The organism is Brumimicrobium glaciale (assembly GCF_004152935.1).
Taxonomy (GTDB): Bacteria; Bacteroidota; Bacteroidia; order Flavobacteriales_D; family Crocinitomicaceae; genus Brumimicrobium; species Brumimicrobium glaciale.
Genome location: NZ_SETE01000001.1, coordinates 59,848 through 79,316, shown reverse-complemented (window position 1 = coordinate 79,316; position 19,469 = coordinate 59,848). Strand labels below are relative to the sequence as shown.

Sequence of the window (19,469 nt, the reverse complement as noted above, 5' to 3'; positions counted from 1 at the left end):
GTGAAAGAATTACAAAAACAAGCTCCTAATTTAATAGAAGTGTGATATAGCACTTAAATAATATCCAAAATGATAAAGTGTATGAAAATATTTTCCTAAATTTCGTTTTATTGGAAATATACTAAGTTTATGAAGCTTATTCTTTCGTTTCTCATGGTTTTGGTATCATTCTCTGTTTATTCAGAGAATGAAATTAATTATGTCCAAAAAATCGAAAATTCAGCATCGAATGAAGAAAAAGAAAAACATTATTTAGAATGGGTTAGGCATTTAAGTCAAATCAACACACTGGCTTGCGATTCGGTTATTAATAAGAGGAACAAATACATTTCTAGTTTGTCTGACAACGGGAAAATTGCTTTATTAATTACCTATTTCAACAATTCCCGATTGAGTGGTTCATTGAGATCCCCAGATTTTTCTAAATATCAATTAAATAAAGCAGATCTTCTTTTAGTAAAAGGGATGTTGAAATGCGCAAAAAAAGAAAGTATTTCCAAAGAAGATTACGAAGAAATCAAAAGGAATTTAAAAGATTATGATGATCCAATGCGTAAAAGTTTATTCTACGCCATATCAACTTGTGTTGAAGGAATAGATAGAAATTCGCAATCAAAATACTATAATTCTTCAATTAAATATGCCAAACTAAGTCCGCTAAAAACAGTAGCTTCTTTTATTTACGATATCAATTCTTTAATTCATTTAGACAAAGAGGACTTTGAAGAGGCCATTATTAATCACCAGAAAGGAATTTCTTTTTCCAAGGAAAACAATCTTACAGCCAACATAATTAGTCACTTGATAAACATTGGGAATATCCAATATAAATTGAGTGACTTCAAAAAAGCAGAAGAATCATTTTTGGAAGCCCAGGAACTTGCTACAGGATTAAATATTGATTTTATTTCAGGTCAACTTTTTAATTATTTAGGGGAACTATACAATACACAAAACAAATTAAATAAGAGTATTCAATATTACCAAAAATCATTGATTAAGTTCTATAACATCAACAACAGCGAAGGTCTTGCGAATGTCCACAAAAATATTGGAAAGGCTTATTTTGATAATGGCGATACAGAATTAGCGGAGAAAAATTATGAATTAAGCCTTGAATTTTCAAAAGAAAACGATGGCAGAGTTGAAAAAGGTGAGCTTTTCTATTTAATATCTCAGCTATTTCTCAAGAAAAATGAATTATATCAAGCCGAAGTAAACATAAAGAAAGCCATAGCTTATTGGGAAGCAAAAAACCATGTAATCCCATTGAACAAAGCATATTTACAATTTGCTCATATAAAAGTTGAACAAGGTAATTATAGCCAAGCGAATGAATATTTCAAAAGGTATATTAATTTTAGTGATAGTATTCACAAGCAAGAAACAGCGCAAAAAGTTGCTGAATTAAGTGAACTTTTTAAATCTGAACAAAAGGAACGTAAAATTATAGAACAAGAAAAAGCCCTTGAAGAAGAGCTTTCTCAGCGCTTGTTAGTTCAGAATAAACTGGAGAATTCAAAGCAGCAAAATCGCTTAATAATTATAATACTTTTGATTTCATTAGGTCTTTTCGTAGCAATTTACATCAATATTAGAAACAGAAATAGACAAGAACAACTTAAGAAAAAACAAAAGGAAATTGAGCTTCAACAGACACTTTTACGTTCGCAAATGAATCCACATTTCATCTTCAACGCAATGTCTGTAATTCAAAGCTATATCTATGACGAAGATATTGTTAACTCTTCAAAATTCTTGATCCATTTCTCAAAATTGATGCGATTAATCCTTGAAAACAACGCCAAAGAATTCATTAGCTTAGACAAAGAATTAGAAATCATCAATCGTTATTTAGTGATTCAAAAGATGCGTTTTGAAGACCGATTTGAATTCATAATTGAAGACAATATAAATGAAGATCATTCAAGAATTGCTATTCCACCAATGATGGTTCAACCATTTATTGAAAATGCAATTGAACATGGAGATTTAGATAATGTGGAAAATGGACTCATCCGAATAAAATGTGAAATTGTCGGAAATTTATTTATATTTATCATAGAAGACAATGGTGTTGGAAGAAAGGCGGCCATTAAAAAGAAGAAATCTGCTGATTCAGAAAATCACCGCAGTATGGCTATCGAATTAACGAAAGGAAGAATCTCTTTACTTAATGAGAAATACAAAATTAAGGGATCTCTGAAAATTGAAGATTTGGACAAAGAGAATGAAACGGGAACAAGCATTACCATTTCAACGCCATTTAAAATGAACTAAAAGACTACTCGCTTATGGAATATAAAGTAATCATTATAGATGACGAAAGACGCACACGCTCAATGTTAAATAAAATGGTCTCTCAGACAAATTTCCCACTAGAAGTTGTTGATGAAGCTGACGGTGTTGAGTCTGGTTTAATTGCAATTCAAAAACATAAACCTGATATCATTTTATTGGATATTCAGATGCCCGATGGTTCAGGATTCGATCTTTTGGACCAAATAAAAGACAAAAGTTTCCAGATCATTTTCATTACTGCGCACCAAGAATTCGCTATTCGAGCAATTAAGTTTTCTGCCCTGGATTACATCCTAAAACCAGTTGAAATTGAAGAACTCGAAAGCGCTCTTGAAAACGCTATTGACGCCATACAAACTAAGTCGGATTTATCTATAAGATATGACACGTTGGTTACTAATTTGAAGAACAATAATAAGCGCATTGTGATTCGAACCAAGAGTTCAATGTATGTTTTCGATGTCAAAGATATTGTTCACTGCCAATCGGACAGAAATTACACCTATTTTTATTTAAACGATGGCAGAAAAGTATTTACATCGCGTACATTAAAAGACTACGAAGACACTTTATGTTTACCCGATTTTATTCGTTGTCACCGATCACACATCATTAATATCAATTATTTGGAACGTTATGATCGCGGTGATGGCGGCACAATTGTGATGAAGGATGGAACAGAAATTCCTTTATCTAGATTGAGTAGAGAAAGGTTTTTGGAGATTTTGGATTCGCTTTAACGATTGGGCTTCGGCTCCGCTCAGCCGCCTTGCTTATCAGTTACAGTAATCCACTGCAATAAATTAGAAACAAATTCAATTCATAATTGTTAGATTTGTAAGGAAAACAATAGTTATGAAAGTAGCAAATTTGGAGTGAAGCAGTTTTACTGTTTTGAGTAGGGAGTATTGAGTAGGGAGCAAGGAGGTGATAAGATTATTGGAAACTTCTAATATGAACATCTTATTCAAAAACAAACCCATATCATTATTGTTAGAATAAAAAGATAGATAAAAGTTATGAAAGTAGAAATTTGGAGTGATGTAATGTGTCCGTTTTGTTATATCGGAAAACGCCGATTTGAAAAGGCAGTAAAAGCATTGAATCTTGATAATATAGAAATAGAATACAAAAGTTTTTTATTGGATGCGTCATTAAAAACGGATCCGAATATAAGTTCAAAACAACATTTAGCAAATGCCAAGGGAATGTCTTTGGAAGAGGTTGAGAAAATGTATGAACAAGTTACAGACATGGCAAAAGGAGAGGGTTTAAACTTCGATTTTGACAAATCAATTGTTGCGAATTCAATAAATGCTCACCGAATTTTACATTTAGCAAAGCAAGAAGGAAAACAAGCTGAAGTAAAAGAGTTATTACTGAAAGCACACTTCGAAGAAGGAAAAAACATTGACGATTCACCAACATTGCAAGCTTTAGCAGAAATGGCTGGAATTTCAAAAGACAAGTGTAACGCGGTTTTAAATAGTGACGCTTTTTCTGAGGATATTAAAGCAGATATTCAAAGAGCAAAAGATATTGGAGTTCAAGGAGTGCCATTTTTTGTGTTGAATGGGAAATATGCTATTTCTGGAGCACAAGGTGTTGAAGTTTTTAAAGGAGCTTTAGAAAAGGCTGGGGCTGAGTAATTAGGGTTGTAGGCTTTTGGCTGTATGCTTTTGGCAGGCTTCGAGTTTGGGGATTTCGTTTGAGGATGGGGATTTGTATAAATGATTATAGCTTATTCAATCTCTCCCCATATACTTCTCCAAAACTGGATTGAAAACTCTTCTTGCGTTATCTTCATTGATCAGCTCTAGAATCTCTGGAGCGATCATGATTTCTGCTAAACATTTTACATAAGAAAAGTAATTTCCTGAATTGGCGTATTATTTCACGTTAGAGAACTTACGAAAATTGCCAATTTCAAGATTTTTTAATTCATTATCAAAAAACCTCTGTCTCAATCAACCAAATCGTTATAAACTCCATAAACAACGCCATTCCCTACTCTCAATTCTACCTTAAAATCATCAATTAGAAATTCACTTTTTCCTTTATTCCAAATCAAGGTTTTTACTTGAATATCATTGTAGTTCAAATAGATATCTGGTAATTTTAATGACGCATAGAAGCTACTCCAATCAGGATTTAAACTGTCTGAAATTTCTAATTCTTCGAGTGTTGTTCCGATCCAATAAATAGATTCTCCATCCACTTCCAAAGAAACAACCAATGTTGCTCCATTGAAAGAGTTGATCGGTTTTGCCCTAACTGAAAAATCAATGAAATCTGTTTTATTTTTAGTTATTTCATCCAATGGCATTTCAAACAGTGGTCCCCATTCTTGATTTTTATCCATCAAGTAAGAATTTGCTCCTGAAAAAGCAATTGAATCTATTATTGATTCAGGATTAAAATTCCATCCGGAAGTCATCTGTTTTGAAAGATTCGACTCTTCAAAATTCAGATCAGTAATCAACGATATTTGCTTATTATTTTGAGAACTTGTTGTAGAATTCTCTATAGATTTCTTTTTAGAAAAAAGATAAGTTGCTCCTCCAAAGTAATTGTTTTCTATTTCTATGTAAGGATAGAATTCAAGAATTATTGGAATCGCAGTAGGATGGAGATCATATAAACTTCCCAAATAAAGCTTGTCAAATTGAGGTGCGTTTTCTATAATAAATAGCTTAAACTCCTTCATCGATTCGAAATCATCAAACCATTTATAATTTGTGTCAACTCCGAGCGTTTTAGTATAGTAATCATTCGTTGTTTTTACAGATTGAATAATGGCGAAAATACTTTCTTCTTCCCCTGTGATTTCCTCGTAATCTCTCAACACTTTAATGTAGGAGGATTGATAAAAATATTTGTAATGTTGTCTTTCAAAAACCAAAGAATAAGTTCCTGCACCAAGTATAATTATGACTAGAATTAGATTCGTTTTTGGTTTGCAATTGGGAAGGTGAGCAAAAAACAAATACAGAATAAATGTGAAACTAAAAATTAACACTGAAAATTGTAAAACAGAACTAAATTTCACTGAATAAAAATATCCGATTGCCAAAGGGAGAAAGAACCAAATGAAAAATAAAATATAGTATTTATAGTTCACTTTCGCACGGAAATCATCGGATGATCTCTTCACGATTAAAAACCATAAAGCGATTACAAAAACGGCAAGCATTAAGATGTATGAATGATTGAAAACAAATTTGAGAAAATCTAGAATAAAATCTGGTTTTGGTTTGGCTAACCACTGTTCTACTCCACCCAATCCTAATTGATGAAAGAATATTCCTAAATGAGGAATGTATAAAACAAAAATCCCAACACCTAATAAAATATACTTTAGGAGAAATTGCTTTTTTATGAAGAAAGCACCACTTATTCCAACAATTGCGGCAAATAACAGACTAAAATGATGATTATAGGCACATAATGATGCTGAAATGATAAATAATATTCCATTTAATAAAAAGTTTTTCTCAGGCTTTTGAATTAATTTGGAGAGATAATAAACCAGCATTAATGAAAAGAGTAATCCGCTAATGTAAGGTCGGGCAATCTGACTAAACATTACTGTATATTGTAAACTAGAAACCAGGGCGGCAGTCAATAAACCAACTGTTTCATTGAACCAACTTTTTCCTATCAAATAAGTAAAATAGACGGCAAGAACTCCGAAAACGATGAATGGAAATTTAATTGCGACTTCTGAAACTCCAAAAATCCTAGACCAATAAACTAAAAAAACTTGTATTCCAGCGGGATGACCGTCGACCATTACTCCGTGCGTAATTATATCAGAAAAACTATTATAATCTAATCGTCTTAGTACACTAAATTCGTCATGAACAAATGGAATTTCTGCAAAATTAAATATTCTTAAAATTACAGAAATCACTATTATGATGAACAGAATCCATTGATTTGAAAGTTGTTTCATGAGAAGCAAGTTACAGTTTTGAGTAAAGTACAATATTAGTAAAAATTAATTGCAAAGTGTCGCAGAGGTTTACGCTAAATTCGCTAAGTTTTTTCACTTGCGATGAATAGAGGTTAAAACAGATTTTAAAACGTTTATTTTATAATTTTACACTATGACAATGAGCTTACGTATTTTTATAGGATTGTTTGTAGTGATCCTTTTCACCCAGTTTCAAATTGAATTAAATCTTTTGGAGGTAAACATTCCCGTCACTGGACAAAGTTTGGCGGTTTTGTTGGTGGCTTATGTTTTAGGTTTGAAGGAAGGAACCATTTCGATTTTGCTTTACCTCATCATTGGATTACTGGGTGTTCCAATTTTTGCCGATGGCGGGAATGGAGTTTCTGCTTTTACAGGAAATAGTGGTGGATACCTTATTGGCTTTCTATTTGGTGGAATTTTGAGTGGGTTTCTTTCGGAGAGATTAAAAAACACATTTATGAATTCTTTGTTGGCTGCTCTATTTGGAACGCTGGTTATTTTACTATTTGGTGTAACCAGATTGGCTTTTAATTTAGGAATCTCGGATGCCCTACTTTATGGTTTTAATCCTTTTGTTTTGGGTGGACTGATTAAGATATTACTTGGTGGATTATTGGGTTGGTTGATTAAAAAAGGGTTGACTTCGAAAGGTTGATTAGGCGCTGTAATGGAACGCGGGCCTTCGACAATGCTCACATTCGGCAGGCTCAGTGCATCGCAGTCACCGCAAATATAGCGGATCTTCGAACGCGGATTTTCACGGATTTTTTATATACCATTTTTTCACCCGTGGATTTCCCAACCGTGGATTTCCCACCCGTGGATTTCCCACCCGTGGAGGCGCAATGCATTGCGCCTCTACGGGTGGGAAATTCGTAATTATTTAAACCACAATATTCACAATTCTCCCAGGAACAACAATCACTTTTTTCGGAACTTTCCCTTCCAAATAATGTTGTGATTTCTCCATTGCTAGAATCTCCTTTTCTATTTCGTCTTTCGATAAATTGTTTGGCAATTCAACTTTGAAACGCATTTTTCCGTTGAAACTAACTGGATATTCGAATGCATCTTCAACCAAGTATTCTTCGTTGCAAATTGGGTATTTAGCATCTGAAATTGTTCCTGCTTCATTTCCTAAAACAACCCACAATTCTTCAGCAATATGAGGCGCATAAGGTGCTAACAACACAGCTAAATCCTGTAAAACAGTTTTATTATGGCATTTTTGTTCTGTTAATTCGTTCACACAAATCATCATTGCAGAAACCGTCGTATTGAACACATATCTGTCCATATCGTCTTGCGCTTTCTTGATGGTTTTGTGCATCGTTTTCAATGCTTGAGCATCTGCTTTTCCATCAGAAACAACAACATTTCCTTCTTGGTCATGGAAAAGTCTCCATAATTTTCGCAAGAAGTTATTTACTCCGTTGATTCCCTTAATATCCCATGGTTTTGCTTGCTCGATTGGACCCAAGAACATTTCGTACATTCTTAAAGTATCCGCACCATATTTCTCAACTAAATCATCTGGATTTTGAACGTTGAATTTAGATTTTGACATCTTTTCAACTTCATTTCCACAGATGTAAGTTCCATCATCTTCTAAAATAAATTCCGCGTTTGCATATTCTTCACGAGATGCTTTGAAAGCTTCAACATCTAATTTATCATTGTCTACGATGTTGATGTCAACGTGAATTTGAGTGGTTTTTGACAAATCATACGAAATCCCATCAAATGAAATCCCAGGATGAGCATCACTTAAGTGATTACCTACTAACTCATTTAATTTCCATTCTGGACTTTCTGACTTTCGAACCGTATCTAGTTGATCTAAACTTATAAATATGCTTTTAGCATTCAGTATACTTTTAGCTTCATCTGTTGGAATACTTCCTCCTAAAATAGTATACATAGGATTAACTCTATAAACAAAACTACTTCTCCCCAAGATCATTCCTTGATTAATCATCTTTTTAAACGGCTCTTCGAAAGGAATAAAGTCTAAATCATGCAAGAACATTGACCAAAAACGAGCGTACAATAAATGTCCGGTAGCGTGCTCTGCTCCTCCGATGTATAAATCTACATTGCTCCAGTAATCTACTTTATCTTTGGCAACAAATGCTTTATCGTTATGTGGATCCATGTAGCGCAAGAAATACCAAGAACTTCCCGCCCAACCTGGCATTGTGTTCAATTCCATTGGATGAACATGCTCTTCTTCTGCTTTATCTTTTCCTACTAATTCATTGTTTTTTGCATCCCAAAACCAATTATCAGCATTTCCTAATGGTGGTTTTCCATCTGGAGTGGGCAAATACTTATCTACTTCTGGTAATTCGATTGGTAAATATTGGTCTTCAATTGTCTTTGGAATTCCATTGTCATAATAGACTGGAAATGGTTCTCCCCAGTATCGCTGACGAGAGAAAACAGCATCACGCAAACGGTAATTCGTTTTCGCTTTTCCAATTTTCTTCTCTTCTAAAACAGCAATTGCTTTTTGAATCGCTTCCCCAACTTCTAATCCGTTTAAGAATTCAGAATTAGCGATTGTTCCTTTTTTCTCAGTGTACGCTTCTTCCTCAATTGAAACATCAGCAAAAATATTTTTAATTGGAATATCAAAGTGTTTTGCGAAATCCCAATCACGCTGATCTCCACATGGAACTGCCATTACAGCACCTGTTCCGTAAGAAGCCAAAACGTAATCTCCAATCCAAATTTGAATTTTTTCTCCACTTAAAGGGTGAACAGCATAAGCTCCTGTGAATTGTCCAGAAATCGTTTTTGTGTCCGCCATACGGTCACGCTCTGATTTCAATCCAGCTTTTTGCTTGTAGCTTTTTATATCTTCTTTATATTCTACTGTTGTAATTTTAGCAACCAATTCATGTTCTGGTGCTAAAACCATGAATGAAACTCCGTAAATTGTATCTGGACGTGTTGTGAAAACGGAGATTATTTCATCGTGATCTGCAACATCGAAGTTAACAGATGCACCAACAGATTTTCCAATCCAATTGCGTTGAATATCCTTTACGGCATCAGACCAATCTAATTTGTCTAATCCTTTCAACAAACGTTCGGCATAAGCTGTAATTCGCATGGACCATTGACGCATTAATTTTTGCTCAACAGGATGTCCACCACGTTCTGAAACACCGTTTACGATTTCATCATTGGCCAAAACAGTTCCCAATGCAGGACACCAGTTTACCCATGAATCCGCTAAATACGTTAATCGGTATTCCATCAAAACTGCAGCTTGCTTTTCAGTATCGAAACCATTCCATTCTTCAGCAGAGAATTCAGTTTCACAAGCAGTAACAGCATTTACCTTTGCATTTCCTTCCTTTTCAAAAACAGAAATTAGGTTTTCAATTGGCATAGCTTTATCGGCATCTTTACAATAATAAGCAGCAAATAATTGTTTAAAAATCCATTGCGTCCATTTGTAATATTGCGGATCTGACGTTCTTACTTCTCTTGACCAATCGAATGAAAAACCAATTTTATCCAATTGTGAACGGTAACGTTTCAAATTTTCTTCAGTCGTAACAGCAGGATGTTGACCCGTTTGAATAGCATATTGCTCAGCTGGCAAACCAAATGAATCATATCCCATTGGATGCAATACATTAAATCCTTTCAATCTTTTGTAACGCGCATAAATATCAGAAGCGATATAACCCAGCGGATGTCCGACATGAAGTCCGGCACCAGAAGGATAAGGGAACATCGTTAAACCATAATATTTAGGTTTAGTAGCATCTATTTTCGTTTCGTAAGTATTGTTTTCTCGCCAGTACTTTCTCCACTTTTTCTCTATCGCGTTAAAATCGTATTCCATGCTTGTTGCTGTTTCGTTTTTGAAAGGGCAAAGATAATTTTTTTTAGGTTCATTTGAGCAAGTAAAGTTTCTGAATACTATTTATAAGGAGCAGCAACATTTTTATAAGTAAAGGAATAAAATTCCCCATCAGTAAAACTCACAGACATATACTCATCGGACAATAGTGTTACTTAACCAATTATTTATTAGATTCGTAGGAACAATCATTAACTATTTCAATTATGTACTTAAAAAACTACGTTATAACATCTTTCTTCATAGGGTTCTCATTTTTATCATTTTCACAGCATAAATATGCTTTCGAGGTAGAATCGTTAAACGACAAGCAACCTAAAGAAGTTTTTGATGATTTTTCTCAACATTTAGAGGAATACGATAAACACATTGAAGATGGGGTATTCTTTTTTGAATCTAAAATCGTCTACACCGAAGAAAATTTTAAAGAAATTGCAGCAGCTACTGGCTACACAATTAAAGAGTTTAAAATCACCTCTAAAAGAGAAGATGAACAAAATATCGAAGAATAAAAAAACGACTGCTATTAAAAAGCCTGCTTAATAGATTACTGTATTAACTGGACGTTCACTTATTATTCACAATAAACTTAAACGTTCAAACAGCGGTATCATCGGTTGAAGTTTAGCTAATTCTTATTGAAGGCCATCAATAAATTAGGTGTTTTTTCTTACTTTTTCAACCCTTTTAAACGCTAAAACAAACAAACTTGAAGGTACTATTATTTGCCTCTCGACAATTGAACAAAACCATGTTCAGTAATTTCTTTTCCATTAAGGTCTTTTAATATAACTTTATAGAAGTAGGTTCCATCAGAACATTCTGCCCCATTATTTTGTATTAATCCGTTCCATTTAAAGTTTACTTCTCCACTTTCAAAGACAAGATTTCCCCAACGGTTTAAAATAACAATCTCTAATTCAGGAATATTTTCAACGTTAACCATTTGAAAGAAGTCATTTTCATTGTCTCCATTTGGTGTAAATACATTTGGAATAGAAAAATCAAGATCTGGATTTTTAATGATTATCACTAAAGTTGCTGTATCAACACATCCTAAGTCACCCATAGCATAGAGCGTTACAGTATAGTTATTAGCAACACCATTTGGAAATTCATGAACGGGATCAACATCATTCACTTGAGGAGATAAATCACCAAAATCCCAAATATAACTTGTTGCATTAGTAGATTCATTCGTGAAATTCACTTCGGTATCAGTATAATCGGACATCATCGGATCTGCTGTAAAATCAGCAATTGGATCATCTGCTACCTCAATATAATTTATTAAGGTCGTATCTCCAATACACCCAAACTCACTTTCCATAGTTAATGTTACATCATAAATTCCTCCTCCTGTAAAGATATGCGAGACAGTGTCACATAAATTACTAGTATTACCATCACCAAAATCCCATGTACAAGTTGCATTCGCAAATCCGGATGTATCAATAAAAGTAACGGTATGAGGACTACATCCTTCAAGTAGATCACCAAAGAAATCAGGTATTGGTGTATCGAATTGCTCTTCAACTTGGAAAGTAGCTGTGGCAGTACAATTGCCATTATCAACTTCAACAGAATAATTTTGTCCGAAGGTTGCCCCAGTGACTACACCAGCACCCCCAACGGAAGGCCCAGCAGGTGTAAATGTGTAAGTTGCTCCAACAAGATAATTATTTATCTCAGCAGAACCATCAGCTAAACAAGTAGGCGCTGTAATAACAAAATCTGGTGCATCTGGGGTAATGAATTGCGCTTTAATTTGAAAAGAAGCTTCAACACCACAAGCCCCATTAAGTATTTCAATAGAATAGTTTTGTCCAAAATTAGCCCCTATAATTTCTCCTAAAGGCCCTATCGTAGGTCCAGCTGGTGTAAAAACATAAGTTAAAGTGTTATCATAATTCAAAAGCTCAGCAGAACCGTCAGTTGTACAAGTAGGATCTGTAACATCAATATCTATTGATCCTGGCCCTAAAGTCGGAGTAGAAGAGACCAGTGCATCCCAACCTTCCTTATTAACTACACTGGAAGCATAGAATCGGAAAGTGAAGCAGTTATCAGTAATACAGAATTGAGCGCTGTTATCATAAGTACAACTTGTTGCATTCGGGTTGTCAGGCCCTCCACTGCGATTATCAAATAAAATATTACCAGTTGTAGTTGGACCTTCGTATATAACCATCCAATCAAAACCGCTTGGTGTTGCAAACATGGAAAGAACTATAAAATCAACATTTAAGGTTTCACCAGGAGCAGGACATATAGTTGTTATTGTTTCACAGCCAGAGTTTGCATAGTTACCATTTGCAACACTTCCTCCGTTTGCACAGTCTCCTCCCGGCCCGCCATCGTCATAAAAATGAATGGATGTACCTGAACTCAAGGTGTAAGTAGCAGTAGCACATGCAGTAACTATAATGTCACCTTGTTGTGCATTCGCAATGGAATTTGTTCCAAAAAGTAATCCTATGATAATGATTAATGAGGAAAATGCTGATAATGTTGATTTCATATTCTTTTTTTTGTCAAGTTTCACAACGTTTTTGATATAACTTAGCTAACTTATGTAGTATTATGTCATCTAAGTTAGTAAATTATATACTCTTAATGAAATACTTGTAACTATTCATCTAAATATCAAGAGTTGCTAATAAAATTTCAATGTTTTTAATAATTAATCCTTGTTGAATTTCAAAACCCGATGCTTTATTAATATTGTTTTAAATGTAGATGGAACTTAGTGGGTATGATAAGAGGATAAATTTATTAAGCGATTTTACTTCTGTTTTCTCGCTATAACTTTTTTCGATTGCGTTAAAATCATATTCTATGCTTGTTGTTATTAAGTCTGTGAAAAGAAAAAGATAATTTTTTTTAAGTTCATTTGAGCAAGTAAAGATTAAAAGCGGTAACGATAAAGTAGCGCAGTAAGAATGATTTCTATTCCTTCAACATCTTTATCTTATTAACTACAGACATTGTGTGAATTGCTTCGGTATCTTCAATAATTTCTAAATAATGTTCTATTCCTCCAGGAATTATTATCGCATCACCAACGTTTAATTGATGCTCTTTACCTTCCATTTTTAAAATAGCTTTCCCTTTAATCATGGTTAAAATGGACTCTTCTACAGACAAATGCTTTGGACCAATTGAATTACCTTCTGCAATCATTTTAAGATTTTTAAAAACTTTTCCTTTCTCTAAAAGTATCGTTTTTGGCATTTTTACTTCTTTCATAATTTCTAAGTTTAAAAATGTTTATTACTAATTCAAGAAATTACAAAAAACTATTGTTGAACAGTAAATCTTCTTCGTATTAAATAATTAGCTCCAAACATCACCTCATCATTTAACAATTCCCTAACCCAAATCACCCTCTATAATTGCTATCTTTGCACAAAAAAAAATGAATTTTTCAACTAGTTTAGGAATACTCAGAGTTTTGGCTTTGGTAGAAGGGATTTCTTACCTTGCTTTAGGTTTAACGATGTATATGAAATATGCCTTAGATATGCCAACAGCAAATAAAATTGTAGGAATGGCACATGGTTTTTTATTTATCGCTTATTGTATCATGGTTTTTGTTGTAAACCTTGACAAAAAATGGTCATTTATGACAAATGTCTGGGCATATTTATCTTCCCTAATTCCCTTTGGAACTTTCGTGGCTGATGCTAAAATTTTCAAAAAAGAACAAGAAAAAAGTCTAAAGTTCAAATAATTAAATAAAAGAGTTTAACTTTACTCTATCAAGATAGTAGGATTATCTTTAAAAGCATTTATTCACCACACCCTAAACCATTTGACTTACTACTCAAAAAGGCGCTGTGTTGAATAACATAGCGTTTTTTTTTGGCTAATGTTTTTCAAATCCAGTTTACACGATCACGATTTTTCAATTATCAATTGTTAATTATCAATTGCCTTTTATCAACTGCTCAGCAAATTTTCTTGCTGCACTATCCACAGAAACATAATCTTCATATTTTGGTTTAGCAATATGCTCCACTCCCAACATTGTTTTCTCGTTGATGATTGCAATATCTAAGAATCCAATTTTCTTATCTAAAAATGCTTGAACAGTAATTTCATTCGCTGCATTTAAAGCACAAGCCGCTGTTCCTTCCATATCCATTGCTAAATAAGCAAGATCTAGATTTCTAAAAACTTCTCTGTTCGGTTGTTCGAAAGTTAGATTTGGGTAATCCATGAAATTGAATCTTGGATAATCTGTTTTCAATCTTTCAGGATAAGTCAAAGCATATTGAATTGGTAATTTCATATCTGGCAATCCCATTTGTGCCTTCATACTTCCATCTTCAAATTGCACCAAGGAATGGACAATCGATTGTGGATGAACAATTACATCAATTTGATCTGGTTTTAAAGCAAAAAGCCATTTCGCTTCAATTACTTCTAATCCTTTATTCATCAAAGTCGCAGAATCAATTGTGATTTTTGCACCCATTTCCCAATTCGGATGTTTTAATGCTTGTTCTGGTTTTACATCTTTCAATTGTTCTGTTGTCCAACCTCTAAATGGTCCTCCAGAAGCAGTCAAATAAATCTTCTCAATTTTATTATGGAATTCACCAACTAAACATTGGAAAATTGCTGAATGTTCTGAGTCTACTGGATAAATATTTACAGCATTTTCTCTGGCCATTTTGGTGATCATTTCACCTGCAACAACCAAAGTTTCCTTGTTCGCTAAAGCAATGGCTTTTTTCGCTTCAATGGCATGCATAGTTGGTTTTAATCCTGCATAACCTACCAAAGCGGTCAATACAATATCAACTTCCTTAAATTCTACTACTTGACAAAGCGAATCTTTTCCTCCGTAAACGTGAATATCGTGGTCTTCAAGAGCTGTTTTTACTTTCTCAAGCAAATCAGTGTTGACAATAACAACCGTATTGGGTTGAAATTTTATTGCTTGTTCAATCAATAAATCAGCATTGTTATTTGCTGTGATCACTTCCAAATCAAATAAATCAGGATAAGCTTCAATAACTTCCAAAGCCTGTGTACCAATAGATCCGGTACAACCTAAAATGGCAATTCCTTTCGTCTTTTTTTCTTCTTCTTGAACTCCTGTATCCACGATGTTGTATTTTAAATGTAAAAATAGGAAACAATTGGGAAACAATTACGAATTACGAATGGGAGAATTACGAATTGTGGAGGATTGAGGGGTTAACCGCAAAGGACAAAGAGGTTTAGCGCAAAGAACGCAGAGGTTCAATTCTGCTGTGGTAAATTTTCTCTGTGAAACTCTGTGAAAACCCTCTGTGCAGCTCTGCGTAAAAAAACTCACCACAGGTGAACAAAATCTCTACAAACAAAGTCCGTGAAAATCCACGATCGGAGATCCGTGTCATCCGCGTTCCATTACAACGCCAGAGCTCTCCATCCTTAACCAAAAAAAAGGACTGCCAATCGACAGTCCTCTTCTAAAATAAACCTTTCTTCCCCTTTAAAAATTAGCAATCAACGACAAAACAAAGTTTCTTCCTGCTCCGGAAAGTCCAGAACTGTATGTACGATATCTTTGGTCTGTGATGTTTTCTAATCCTCCACTCATTGTAAAATTATCGTGGAATTGATACATTGCTTTTAAATTAACAGTGTACCAACTTGGTGAATATGTATTTCCATTTTCATCAAGTGCATAAATATCACTTTTACCTTGCTCAGTCACTGCTAAGTCTTCATGAACTCTTTCACCTTGATATTGCGCATTAACTTCTAAACGCAATTTACGGTAAGTATAGCTCAAACGCGTTACACCAAACCATGGCGCAGCATGACGAGACGCACTTAATGAACCATCATCCATTTCTTCTTCTCCCATTTGGTAGTTGAATTTTGAACTCAAGATAAATCCATTCGTTAAGTTGATGTCAACACCCGCTTGGACTCCATAAACGTTGGCTTTTGCCGCATTTTGAAGTGCTTCAACTTTACTCAATGAGCCATCATACATGATACTGTCCATTCCATTTAATTGGAAATCACGGCGCACTAAAGCATTTTCAAGTAAAGTATAGTAACCTGTTAAATCTAATTTCAACACGTTTCCAAAAACTCTTGTCACTCCCAAATCTACGTTATATGCATATTCTGCACTTAACTCTGGATTTGGAATTACAACTGCTCCTGGCTCTGAATCAAAAACTTTTCCGATGTCATCCACGTTTGGTGAACGGAAAGCTGTTGAAGCATTGAATCTCAAAACTGTTTTCGCATCAAAGCTGTAAACTGCTCCAAGTCCTCCCGTCAATGCACCATTGTTAAGATTTGCTTCTTGAAATGGGAAAGAATAGAAAGTACTGTCGAATTTAGCATCTAACAAATAATGTGTGTAGCGCAAACCTGCTTGAACAGTTAGCTTATCTGTGATTTTGTGTTCATCATTCAAATAAACGCCCAGCGATTGCCATTGAGACTGAGGATAACGAGCCGCAGCTGGTGCTGAAATACCTGTATTGATATTTTCAACAATTCCAGTTGATGTAACATCATTAATTACATACTCAACTCCATAGAACAAATTGTTCTTAGCACTGAACCGCTTTGAGAAATCAACGTTTGCAGAGTACGCAGTTACATTTTCTTCTCTGGTTCTGCGGTTGTTATTGTTGAATTTTCTGTCAATTCTACTTTCAACGAAATTTTGATGAGCAATTTTTATACTCATTTGGTCATACATCACATTCTTAGAATAGTTATTGATAGACAGTTGATTCATCATCCATTTTTGTGGACCGTATCCCCACTCTGCATATTTTGGAGCAATGCCTTTCATCTCATGATGTCTATCATAACGTCCATAAGAACTTGTTTCTGAATAATGAAAAGCATATTCGATATCCCATTTTTCATTTGGAGCATAACGCACTTTTTGCATCAAATTCATTTGACTGTATGCACTTGGCACTTGCAACAATTCGTCTTCCTGCGCAATGACAACATCTACACTGTCAATTCGCTGAACATGAAAAGGCTTCAAATAATCGTCTGGACCATTACTTCCTTGACGCAAATGGTCAAATTTGTTAGCCGAAACACTCGTTACAATTGCCCATTTTTTCCAACCTACGTTGATATCAAAGTGACCTGTATTTTCATTGTTTGCAGAAGAATAACGCATCAACGCTTTTCCTTTCACATAAGGTTTATCGTTTAATGAAAAAGTTGGTTTCAAAGTTTGAAAACTCATTACTCCTCCAATCGCATCACTTCCGTAGATTGTAGAACTCGATCCAAACAAAACCTCAGCGCTTTCCATTGCTAATGGATCCAAAGAAATTACGTTTTGAAGATTTCCTCCTCTAAAAATTGCTGTGTTCATTCTAACTCCGTCAATTGTGTACAATAATCGATTAGTCGAAAACCCACGAATCATTGGACTTCCGCCGCCTTGTTGACTCTTTTGAACAAAGACATCTCCAGAAACGCTCAATAAATCTGCAGCAGTCTGTGGATTTTGAAGCGCAATATCTTTCGCTGTTAATCGACTCACTTTATATGGAACGTCAGAAGAAATTTGACTCCATTTATTCGCTGATATCACAACTTCATTCATCATGAAAACGCTAGAAGCCAATTCAATTTTGAAATTATTGTTTTCAATTTCAGTGTAATCAAACTCTCTTGGTTCATATCCATAAAGCCTGAAAATGATATCATTTAATCCTATAAAAGGAGTTATATCAACTTGACCTTGTGAATTGGTGATTAACAATGTTGTAGAACCTTTGCTTCCTACTTGAGCAAATTCTATTGGTTCTTTTGATGTTTTATCAATGACGGTAATCTGTTGGGCCATCGATATGGAAACACTAAATAGCATTCCCATGAGTATTTTAAATCTCATTTATTTTGGTTTAATTTAAAAAATATGATTCCATTGCACAGCTATTTCTCTCCATATAAAATGTAGAAATTTTGTACACAGTCTCCGCAAGAAAACTAGATATTATCAAGTCTTTGATAAGAAAATTTCAAAGACAAGGCTTGTGATTCCGATAGCTATCGGAATTTTAATTGTCAGGAGTTTATTTTTATAAATGACTGCAATTTAAAACAAGCATAACGCAGTATTTGGAATTTTCTTGCAAAGACTACTTAAAATTGAATTATTTTAAACGATAAACCGGGGTGGTGGTGACAACGGTTGAGTTCCTCTATCTAATAAAGTAGATTTATCATTAACATAAGGAGAGGAATATTTTTCTTGTTGAAAAGGAATTTCTAATACGATTTGTCCATCAAAACAATACATGGAACGAATAACAAAATTCACATATCCTGATCTGGATTGTTCGTTTGGATTTTGGTTTATTAAGGCATTTGTTAATGAAGCGAGTTTCCGATTTAAAGCGGTTTCTTCATGGTCCCACCATAAGTCATACTTCACAGAATCGGCAGTATAATAACGGGTAACAATGTCATACATTTCGTCTTGAAACTCGAACTCCATACTGTGTTTCCAGTCCAATACGATTAAAGTATCTTCATGAGCAAAAGTAAATTGCACCAATTCATCTTTTGGAATTCCTTCCATCAACTTATGCTTTACAGTTCTACGAACCGCAGCTTTCTCAAACTTCAACCAACCATATATTCCAATAAATGGCAGTATAAGTGCCAGAATAAATAATATTGGAATTCGGTTTCTCATCTATACAAAAGTAAACATTACTTGCGAAAAAAATACATTTGCGGCTTATTGATGATTGATTGGTGGCTTTTCGATGATTAGCGCCATTGATGAGAGATTAATCCTTAATTAAATTTTGACGGAAGGACATGATATCACGCTTACCTAACCTTTATAATCGGCTAGCCAAGGCCTAAAAAAAGTGTTACGATAAAATAAATGCAAGAAAAACAGCTACTATTCCAATGACCCAAACTCTTGAAAAAAGTGAAAATAATTTTATAAGCTTTTCTGTTTTTATTGAGATACCTTGATGGTTTAAGCGCTCAATTTCTGAAAGATTTATTAAGCTATTGACATAGTAACGGGTGAATTTAATTGAACCAAAGTTAATGATCATCCTCAAAAAATGAGTAGCGCTGCTTCCAACTTTGTCGGAAGACTGAGCCAAAGGATTCGTGTTCGGTGTATATGTGTATCGAGGAGGAATTGATACTAATTCAGAATTTATTTTTTTCTTAATAAGTGCTATTCTCAACATAGTTACCATTCCGATAAGCCAGCAAATAAGAAAAACAAAAGCCAAAATAATTCCAGTCATAAATCAATTAAATAACTCTCGGTGAGGCTGA

The 19,469-nt window shown here is 34.3% G+C and carries 14 protein-coding genes; 6 read left to right on the top strand and 8 right to left on the bottom strand.

All coding sequences use genetic code 11. From position 1 onward, the window contains the following. Positions 1 to 129 precede the first annotated feature (129 nt). The 3 genes from ERX46_RS00285 (at position 130) to ERX46_RS00275 (ending at position 3,950) form a co-directional block, all read left to right on the top strand. Positions 130 to 2,280 (top strand): tetratricopeptide repeat-containing sensor histidine kinase, encoded by a 2,151-nt coding sequence (locus ERX46_RS00285; RefSeq protein ID WP_130091830.1) that lies wholly within the window; start codon positions 130 to 132, stop codon positions 2,278 to 2,280. Between the two features lie 14 nt (positions 2,281 to 2,294). Then, positions 2,295 to 3,041 carry a LytR/AlgR family response regulator transcription factor gene (locus ERX46_RS00280; protein ID WP_130091829.1) on the top strand — a complete coding sequence of 249 codons (747 nt, stop codon included), beginning with the start codon at positions 2,295 to 2,297 and terminating at the stop codon, positions 3,039 to 3,041. Positions 3,042 to 3,320: 279 nt separating this feature from the next. After that, the gene (locus tag ERX46_RS00275) at positions 3,321 to 3,950 is read left to right on the top strand and encodes a DsbA family oxidoreductase (RefSeq protein ID WP_130091828.1); all 630 of its coding nucleotides are present in this window, start codon (positions 3,321 to 3,323) and stop codon (positions 3,948 to 3,950) included. A gap of 314 nt (positions 3,951 to 4,264) precedes the next feature. Here the strand turns inward: ERX46_RS00275 and ERX46_RS00270 are convergent, their stop codons facing one another. Then, positions 4,265 to 6,256, bottom strand: a complete 1,992-nt coding sequence (locus ERX46_RS00270) for a glycosyltransferase family 39 protein (protein ID WP_130091827.1) — start codon at positions 6,254 to 6,256, stop codon at positions 4,265 to 4,267. Positions 6,257 to 6,416: 160 nt separating this feature from the next. On the opposite strand from ERX46_RS00270, the gene ERX46_RS00265 reads away from it, so the two are divergent. Continuing rightward, on the top strand, positions 6,417 to 6,935 hold the full coding sequence (locus ERX46_RS00265) for a biotin transporter BioY (protein WP_165366100.1): 519 nt from the start codon (positions 6,417 to 6,419) through the stop codon (positions 6,933 to 6,935). Positions 6,936 to 7,163: 228 nt separating this feature from the next. Here the strand turns inward: ERX46_RS00265 and ERX46_RS00260 are convergent, their stop codons facing one another. Further along, positions 7,164 to 10,142 (bottom strand): leucine--tRNA ligase, encoded by a 2,979-nt coding sequence (locus tag ERX46_RS00260; protein WP_130091825.1) that lies wholly within the window; start codon positions 10,140 to 10,142, stop codon positions 7,164 to 7,166. A gap of 224 nt (positions 10,143 to 10,366) precedes the next feature. Here ERX46_RS00260 and ERX46_RS00255 point away from each other — a divergent pair, with 224 nt between their 5' ends. Further along, the gene (locus ERX46_RS00255) at positions 10,367 to 10,672 is read left to right on the top strand and encodes a hypothetical protein (RefSeq protein WP_130091824.1); all 306 of its coding nucleotides are present in this window, start codon (positions 10,367 to 10,369) and stop codon (positions 10,670 to 10,672) included. Positions 10,673 to 10,881: 209 nt separating this feature from the next. Here the strand turns inward: ERX46_RS00255 and ERX46_RS00250 are convergent, their stop codons facing one another. Beyond that, the gene (locus ERX46_RS00250; protein WP_130091823.1) at positions 10,882 to 12,681 is read right to left on the bottom strand and encodes a T9SS type B sorting domain-containing protein; all 1,800 of its coding nucleotides are present in this window, start codon (positions 12,679 to 12,681) and stop codon (positions 10,882 to 10,884) included. 428 nt (positions 12,682 to 13,109) lie between these two features. Next, on the bottom strand, positions 13,110 to 13,409 hold the full coding sequence (locus ERX46_RS00245) for a cupin domain-containing protein (RefSeq protein ID WP_130091822.1): 300 nt from the start codon (positions 13,407 to 13,409) through the stop codon (positions 13,110 to 13,112). 169 nt (positions 13,410 to 13,578) lie between these two features. Between ERX46_RS00245 and ERX46_RS00240 the strand changes: the two genes are divergently transcribed. After that, positions 13,579 to 13,893, top strand: coding sequence for a DUF3817 domain-containing protein (locus ERX46_RS00240; RefSeq protein WP_130091821.1), 315 nt, complete (start codon positions 13,579 to 13,581; stop codon positions 13,891 to 13,893). 195 nt (positions 13,894 to 14,088) lie between these two features. Here the strand turns inward: ERX46_RS00240 and ERX46_RS00235 are convergent, their stop codons facing one another. The 4 genes from ERX46_RS00235 to ERX46_RS00220 all read right to left on the bottom strand — a co-directional run bounded on the left by ERX46_RS00235 (position 14,089) and on the right by ERX46_RS00220 (position 19,438). Next, on the bottom strand, positions 14,089 to 15,276 hold the full coding sequence (locus tag ERX46_RS00235; protein ID WP_130091820.1) for a 1-deoxy-D-xylulose-5-phosphate reductoisomerase: 1,188 nt from the start codon (positions 15,274 to 15,276) through the stop codon (positions 14,089 to 14,091). A gap of 372 nt (positions 15,277 to 15,648) precedes the next feature. Continuing rightward, positions 15,649 to 18,051 (bottom strand): TonB-dependent receptor, encoded by a 2,403-nt coding sequence (locus tag ERX46_RS00230; protein WP_130091819.1) that lies wholly within the window; start codon positions 18,049 to 18,051, stop codon positions 15,649 to 15,651. Positions 18,052 to 18,318: 267 nt separating this feature from the next. After that, positions 18,319 to 18,858 carry a hypothetical protein gene (locus tag ERX46_RS00225; protein ID WP_130091818.1) on the bottom strand — a complete coding sequence of 180 codons (540 nt, stop codon included), beginning with the start codon at positions 18,856 to 18,858 and terminating at the stop codon, positions 18,319 to 18,321. Positions 18,859 to 19,042: 184 nt separating this feature from the next. Next, complete coding sequence (locus tag ERX46_RS00220) at positions 19,043 to 19,438, bottom strand: hypothetical protein (protein WP_130091817.1); 396 nt, start codon at positions 19,436 to 19,438, stop codon at positions 19,043 to 19,045. Positions 19,439 to 19,469 lie beyond the last annotated feature (31 nt).